This window comes from Alteromonas sp. PRIM-21, assembly GCF_027563165.1.
Lineage (GTDB): Bacteria > Pseudomonadota > Gammaproteobacteria > Enterobacterales > Alteromonadaceae > Alteromonas > Alteromonas macleodii_A.
On the sequence record NZ_JADOEK010000035.1, the window covers coordinates 1 to 1,248 of the forward strand.

General features: G+C 43.7%; 1 protein-coding gene. It reads right to left on the reverse strand.

Annotation, left to right across the window (positions count from 1 at the left end; genetic code table 11):
• Positions 1 to 237: 237 nt before the first annotated feature.
• Positions 238 to 657, reverse strand: coding sequence for a hypothetical protein (locus IW644_RS19850; protein ID WP_136783850.1), 420 nt, complete (start codon positions 655 to 657; stop codon positions 238 to 240).
• Positions 658 to 1,248: the final 591 nt, after the last annotated feature.

A 1,248-nucleotide genomic window follows, 5' to 3' on the forward strand; every position in this document is an offset into this window, starting at 1 on the left:
TCTAGGGAACGACCTTTCGCCCAATACGACTCTTGAGACAAGAAACGATGAATGAACTCAACGTCGAGCTTCGTTTTATCAGACGAGATTTCAATTTCCATAGCTCACTTCTGTTAAGGCTTATAACGCCCCACTAAGGGGCGATAACACATGGGCTAAATTTAGGAACGAAGTGACGCAGCCCATGTGTTAGCGTCCCAGCGAGCGAAGCGAGTGCCTTAAGTGGTTTGTTATACGTCACGGCTCTGATACTTCCTTTATGTGGCCAGCTGAACTTAATAATTTTGCCAACGCAGTTGCAACTTTTTCTTTCGATTCAGTCGGGTTTATTTTGTTAAACAAATTTCTGAAAAATGGAATGTCGGCCTCGATAAAGCAGTGCCATACAACTGATTCGTTTGTGGGGGGCTTTAGTTCATTATTGCTATCTATTTCATCGACGTTACCGCAACCAATCCAAATTGGACAAGGTTTTTCCATACAGTCGATTCGCCATCCCCAATCTTCTGGAAATGCTTTTGTTGTAAATCCAACATCATTCAAATTATTGGAGATCCATTCTGCTAAGGATTTTCCGTATCGCATTGGATTAGTTTCGTCATCCTCTCCATCAATAATTTTGATTTCCGAAGACTTAAAATAAAAAGAGTGTTTCACTCATCCTCCATGACGTATAACGCTAAGCTTTGGGGCGCTAGCGCGTGGGCTAAAATCCGAGCGAAGCGAGCCAGCCCACGTGTTAGCGTCCCAGCGACCGAAGGGAGTGCCAACAGCGTTTTGTTAGGCGTACAACTGAAAGTACGCAGCTTTGCTGCCACCACTAGCCGATAAGGCCACTTATTTAAATTGTTGAAATTAAGATAAAACAACCCTGTACGAAATGCCAGATGTTAAGGACATTGCTGGATAAAAGAGCGAGTTTAGAAAGCTGGTGATGCAGAATGTTGGCGTTGTGATGTTGATTAAAAGCGCGTTGCTAAAGCCGTTGAAACTACCGAAAAAGTAAGCCGCAAAGACAACCTAGCGAAACAACCTTGATGCTGTAATGTCACGGTTGAACCTACTTTTAAATGCTGTAAGTAAATGACGCCTAACTTTTCAATAACGGGCGCAGGCACGTAGGGCATAATGGCGCAGCCGCCCCGCGTGTATGCGTCCCAGCGAACGCAGTGAGTGTGTTAATTGGGTTGTTATGTTTTATCACTGAATGCAATAACTTCTATTTCTACTAGATGCCTAGGACTATAA